Genomic DNA, 5,384 nt, shown 5'->3' with positions numbered 1-5,384 from the left:
CCCATCACTGTCATTGGCTTGACCCTGTGGCAACTTTTGCCCTCTATTTTAACCTAAACATCGGGAATCTTCGCTAACATTCCCCAACTGGTCCCACCAGAGCGGCATCGCATTTAGACCACAGCTTCAATCAATGGGCATGGTGCGTTCCCCAAAAATCGATCAGTGAAGCAGTAGGACTTGCATTAGGGAACGCACCCTACAAGATCGGCGATCGCTGCGGTTAGAGCAAGCTTTAGCTGTGTGGCGACCCCAGGCGGGTTATGCTGCGGGTTTATTGCTGAAATCCTTGCTGGACAAGTCCCATCAGTGGTGGTATTTCCTCGATCATCCTCAAGTCTCTCCCGATCATAACCGAGCCGAGCGTTCTCTGCGTTTGGGAGTAACTAAGCGCAAGATAGCTGGTGGTTCTCGCTCCTTCAGTGGCTTTGTCGATACTGCCCGTTTATTGACCGTGATTCAGTCTTGTCGCGCCCAAGGCCGTTCGGTTTTAACTTTCTTCCGTCAGGCTTTGGCCTCTGTCCATCACCCCTTGAATACGGTTGTCTCTCTTATCCCCACTGCTGATTTTTCTCTCTTTGTCAACCCCTAGACCTGAATAGTTACAAAATGAGTTTTCGCTGACTTCACTTTCTCGCTTTGACGACCCCGAAAATATTAAAGTTATCCATCTGTACCTGGAAATCTTGAAAACCCGCATCAGTTGCCCATGCTTCGGTTAATTCTAGCGGTCTCAGGCGCATCACCCAAGGTTTACCTGTATGAGAATTTAATACCCTGGCAATAAACTCTAATTGGGGGTGGTAGGGTTGAATGGTAAAAATGAGCGTCCCGCCTGGTTCAAGAAGACGATATAATTGCTGGAAATGCTGACGAATTAACTCATTATCTGGTAATATTTCGTGGAGTCCCGAGACGACAATTAAATTAGGCGGTGGTAAGACCCGGTTTAAGTCGTCATCGTTAAAAGCGTCAGCTTGTTCGATAGTTGCTGATACGCCAAGGTGGAGAGCTAATTCTTGCGCTTTTTGCACATTTTCTGCCTTGTAATCTCGCAATAAAGCATTCACTGCACCACCCGAAAAATCTAGCAAAACTTCCAAGTCATAGCGGCCACCACCACAAGCAACATCGAGGAGGTTAGTTGTTACCCCTTGCTCAAAATTATCTTGGATAACTTGACGCAATACGCTTTTCAGAATTTCCCCACGTTGACGGATTCCCTGCCATCCCTGGGAGTCGAGATAAACACGGTCAATTATCTTGCCAAACCAGGTAATGCCGCTGGGACGATTGCGATAAACATACTCTAACATGACTCCTGAATCAAAGCCGTATTTCAAGCCCAGACGAATTCCGTCTGAAATTTGCCCGATGGTTTGAAACAGCAATCTTACAAGGCTGTAGTAGATGGCTTTAGGATGCCAAATTGGCAGCGGACGACTTAGTGAATCATAGCTAGGTAAGGTTTGAGAATTCATGGTTAATTCCTTCGTTTAATCAAGAAAAATCAAGAACTTTTTTATTGCCAAGCAGAAAAATTTCCTGCTGCTGCTAACTCTTGTATTGACTGATTTAACAAATCCATAAAGCTTTGTTTATTGCCAGTCCAATGGAGAGGATTACCAAGCCAAACATCACAAAAGAAAGGGACTAATAAAGCTTCACCTTTGGGAAGTGTCTTGCCTAAACCATGCAAGAAAATTGGATAGATGGGGATTTCTGGATGCCGTTTCGCTAGATGGGCAATGCCACTCTTAAAGCTAGTTAAAGATTCAGGATTGCCGCGAGAGCCTTCAGGATAGATTAGCAGAATTTCTCTCCGCACTAATGCCTGAGAACAACTGTCTAGAGGATGCTCGCGAACATTCCCCATTTCGCGTCTTAAGGGAATGATACCAATAATATTTAGAGAAAACCAAGTCAGCCAGGGATTCTTTAACCAATAGTCCGCCGCCGCTACTGGACGCAATTTGTCTAATAACCTTAAGGGAAAGAGTGTCATCAATACCAGGGTATCGAGATGGCTGTTGTGGTTGGCAACAATTATCGCTGGTCCCGATTTTGGTAGCCTCTCTTTGTGACTGATTCTTAGTCCGATAATGACCAAGACAATCAGTCTAACCAAGCAACCAAAAAACAACAATCGCAGTAACTTATTCAAGCTAACATCCCCCGGAAATAAAAGTAAACAGTAAAATGGAAAAATAGGGGAGCAGTATAAGTTAAACTGTCAATACGATCAAGAATACCACCGTGTCCTGGTAAGAGATTACCGCTGTCTTTAACTCCTAAGTCTCGCTTCAGAGCCGATACAGTAACATCACCAATAAAACCGGCAATTCCCAATAGTAACCCCAGCCAGAATGCGTGAGTTAAATTAAACGGAGTTAACCAAGGAGCCAAAATTACTGCCAATACTATTGTCGTTATTATCCCTCCTAGCAAGCCTTCCCAAGTTTTGTTGGGGCTAACTGTCGGTAAAACTTTATGTCTTCCCAAACTTTTTCCCCACAAGTACTGGGAAATATCATTCAGAGCCGTCAAAAATAAAAGATACAGTAACAATCCAGCACCGCCAGCTATGGGATTACCTGCGGGTGGTAGCCTTAATAAATAGGCGACGTGACTGATGCTAAATACTGTCAGCATCAATCCCCAATGTAGAGTTCCTATTGCCTTGAGAAAACCGTGTATTTCTCCTAAAATTACCATCCGCATCGGCAAGATAAGGAACATATAAACTGGGATAAATACTAAAAACATTCCGTACCACCGACTGTAAATCCAGTAATATTGTAAGATGATTGCTAAATAAGCCCAAAACAAGACGCGACGGTCTGCCCGCCGTGTCGGAATTAGAGATAAATATTCTTTCAGGGCCAGAAAACTGACAAAACCAAAAAAGATCACAGCTATTCCAGGACTGAGGATGAGAGAAGTTGAGAAAAGAAGGGTAATTGCCCACCAAGATTTGACTCGTTGCTTCAGTTCTGTATAATTTCTCTCTGGCAAAGTTAGGGAGAGAAGCTGAATTATGAGAGTCGCTAGTATTAATAGGATAAATACCCCTGCTAACCCCCAGATAACATTAATTGCTGGCTTCGTCCAAACCATGATACTCTAATTCCTTTAAGCTGCTGTAAGCCCGATTGATAATTGTCGAAAATAGCAGTAAGATTGTGGTAATCCAAATATAATCTAACCACTTTCCTGCTGTCAATCCTAATCCTAATAATAAAGCAATTATACCAAATAAAAAAGCACGATCACTTTTGCCCATTGGCCCTTGATATTGTCTTTTTCCACTCACTGTAACCCCGAGAACTCCAGTCATTTCACTGATGATTGACAGTAAGACAATTGGGACAACCAAAATACTAGAAACTCCTGGTATTAAGGCAAAGGGAAGGTAGAGGGCAGTATCAGAAATTACATCTCCTAGTTCATTTAAGATAGTACCTAACGATGTTTTCTGGTTGTAGTCTCTGGCTAACATCCCATCGATCGCATTCAGTGCAATTCGCATAAAAAGTACCAAAGGCATCAGCAACAGTAGCCAGCGCTGACAATGCCAAAGGACAATTGCTATTCCCATCAATACTGATAAGACAGCAGCAGATGTGGTAATTTGATTCGCCGTGATTCCTTGTTTCGCTAGTTGCTTGACTAGCGGACTCAATATCTTTTGAAAAGCTGGCTTTAATTGATAGATAGTAATCACGGAATTTAGATCAACTTTTATAAATTTAAAAATTTTTGTCCAGAGATATGGAACTATAAATATATCATACCAAGAGATAGGCGTGATCGCCAGAACTTTTCCCTATATCACCCCCAAAAGCGTGTTAGCCAGATTAGCATATTGCCAAAAACCTTGTTTAACTAAATTCCTGACAATTAGGCTCATTCTAGCGATGATTCCTATGTCTGACCTCCCCCTTGACAAAAATTTACAATTATTCGACCTTTAGCGATCGCGATCGGGGGATAGTTGTTTTTTGTTACAGCAGTGGGGAGAAGGGAGCGGGTTTTTAAAGTGGGATTGGCAGTTAATCATGCTATTAAAAACCGATTCAGTATAACGAACCCGTTATGCCGTGTCCCTACAGATAGACTTCAATGGCTCTAGCATTCGGCGCGTCACGGAATGAATATTCGCCTTGCGCCTTGATAATCTTCAATATCAACCACAATATCAACCAAACGATTAACGCAACGATTGCGATAATCTGGCTGTTGCAAGTAGTCGCTCAATATTACCGATTGTCACGACGGGTAATGATATGGGGGTATTTTCCTCCCGCATCACTTGCTCCAGGGAATCTTTACCTTTCATGCTTCGGTTAGCGGTGATCAGGATCATCTGATTGGCTTGGGCATACCGCCAAACAATCCGATCATCGCTCGTGACAGCTAACCCAACTTCTTCAAACAGAATAAAACGAATCGAGATCAAGTCAAGCCAACCACTCGCAGCAAGGCCTCCGGCGAGGACAACAGAATGCCCTCGTAAGTTATGATCAACTAGAAAATTCATGCCCGTGATGCCAACTTGGCTTTTTCCGCTTGAAGTTTGGCTCGAATGGCTTCTGTGCCAGGTTTTGGCGGCTTAGCAGCAATACGGGCAACTCGCTCACGATTTTGCTCTTCATAATATTGTCGGAGTTCTTCAGCTTCTTTGAGAACTTGCTGGTACTCAGCTTCCACATCCGCACGATGAGCCTCAATATAAGCCAGGGCAGCGTTAATTTGCTCTTCCGTCAGATCAAATAATCCCTGAATGAACTTAGGTGGATATTGAGCAGTCACATAATCCATCACATCGTAGAGGGTGATGCGGGTTCCTGAGATCGTTAATCCTCGCTCTGTACGAATGATAGCGGTTTGTTCATTTGATGCGAGCGTCATAGCCAAAGCCCCCTAAGAGCTGCGTTCACTAACTCGTATTTTATCAAAAATATAAAGTTGCCGCAGAAAAATGCCTGAAAGACATCCCCCACATATCCATTCTCCGTCATCAGATAAACCGTCACCCATATTATCTTTATATCACGTCCAAAAGCGTGTTAGCCAGATTAGCCCACACCGCACTTAAACCCACAGCTGCAATCAATGAGCATGGTGCGTTCCCCAAAATCGATCAGTGGAGCAGTGGGAGCCACATTAGGGAACGCACCCTACAAGATCGGCGTACTGCTACGCAGTGCCTTCGGCATCGCACTGAGCCGCATAACGACCCCGTTAGACCGTATCTCTCAGATCGCTTATGATCAATGTATTCTCGTAGGTTCAGGAGTTTAAACCATGCCTTTCGCTGAGTTAATTTCTTTAGTCAACAATCTAAGTCAGGCAGACAAATTATCACTCTTCAAACTCCTAGC

At 43.6% G+C, this 5,384-nt stretch carries 7 protein-coding genes and 1 pseudogene; 2 read left to right on the top strand and 6 right to left on the bottom strand.

The features are described from left to right. The first annotated feature begins 241 nt into the window (after window positions 1-241). Window positions 242-592 (top strand): IS66 family transposase, encoded by a 351-nt coding sequence (locus O9324_RS06345; protein ID WP_002796839.1) that lies wholly within the window; start codon window positions 242-244, stop codon window positions 590-592. A gap of 34 nt (window positions 593-626) precedes the next feature. Here O9324_RS06345 and O9324_RS06340 read toward each other — a convergent pair whose 3' ends face one another. The 6 genes and pseudogenes from O9324_RS06340 to O9324_RS06315 form a co-directional block, all read right to left on the bottom strand. Further along, window positions 627-1,481: a class I SAM-dependent methyltransferase family protein gene (locus O9324_RS06340; RefSeq protein ID WP_288139756.1), complete on the bottom strand. Its 855-nt coding sequence runs from the start codon at window positions 1,479-1,481 to the stop codon at window positions 627-629. A 41-nt stretch (window positions 1,482-1,522) separates the two neighbouring features. Beyond that, window positions 1,523-2,164, bottom strand: coding sequence for a lysophospholipid acyltransferase family protein (locus tag O9324_RS06335; protein WP_072926606.1), 642 nt, complete (start codon window positions 2,162-2,164; stop codon window positions 1,523-1,525). Beyond that, complete coding sequence (locus O9324_RS06330) at window positions 2,161-3,117, bottom strand: phosphatidate cytidylyltransferase (protein ID WP_002768798.1); 957 nt, start codon at window positions 3,115-3,117, stop codon at window positions 2,161-2,163. Before O9324_RS06330 ends, O9324_RS06335 begins: the two co-directional genes overlap by 4 nt. Further along, window positions 3,092-3,724 (bottom strand): CDP-alcohol phosphatidyltransferase family protein, encoded by a 633-nt coding sequence (locus tag O9324_RS06325; protein ID WP_002768800.1) that lies wholly within the window; start codon window positions 3,722-3,724, stop codon window positions 3,092-3,094. Before O9324_RS06325 ends, O9324_RS06330 begins: the two co-directional genes overlap by 26 nt. A 419-nt stretch (window positions 3,725-4,143) precedes the next feature. Continuing rightward, window positions 4,144-4,540 (bottom strand): annotated as a pseudogene (locus O9324_RS06320) (DUF5615 family PIN-like protein). Next, entirely contained in the window at window positions 4,537-4,911 is a 375-nt protein-coding gene (locus tag O9324_RS06315; protein WP_287627870.1) for a DUF433 domain-containing protein, read from the bottom strand. Before O9324_RS06315 ends, O9324_RS06320 begins: the two are co-directional and overlap by 4 nt. A gap of 204 nt (window positions 4,912-5,115) precedes the next feature. Here O9324_RS06315 and O9324_RS27155 point away from each other — a divergent pair, with 204 nt between their 5' ends. Then, window positions 5,116-5,304, top strand: a complete 189-nt coding sequence (locus O9324_RS27155) for a hypothetical protein (RefSeq protein ID WP_353851686.1) — start codon at window positions 5,116-5,118, stop codon at window positions 5,302-5,304. The last annotated feature ends 80 nt before the right edge of the window (window positions 5,305-5,384 follow it).

The organism is Microcystis sp. LE19-84.1B, from assembly GCF_027531875.1.
Lineage (GTDB): Bacteria > Cyanobacteriota > Cyanobacteriia > Cyanobacteriales > Microcystaceae > Microcystis > Microcystis panniformis.
The sequence above is the reverse complement of the archived record's forward strand: the minus strand, read 5'-3'. Positions and strand labels throughout refer to the sequence as shown.

What these genes read in the sequence shown, in the direction of transcription:
- O9324_RS06340 (WP_288139756.1), bottom strand. Translation starts at nt 1,481, where the DNA reads ATGAATTCTCAAACCTTACCTAGCTATGATTCACTAAGTCGTCCGCTG.
- O9324_RS06330 (WP_002768798.1), bottom strand. Translation starts at nt 3,117, where the DNA reads ATGGTTTGGACGAAGCCAGCAATTAATGTTATCTGGGGGTTAGCAGGG.
- O9324_RS06315 (WP_287627870.1), bottom strand. Translation starts at nt 4,911, where the DNA reads ATGACGCTCGCATCAAATGAACAAACCGCTATCATTCGTACAGAGCGA.
- O9324_RS27155 (WP_353851686.1), top strand. Translation starts at nt 5,116, where the DNA reads ATGAGCATGGTGCGTTCCCCAAAATCGATCAGTGGAGCAGTGGGAGCC.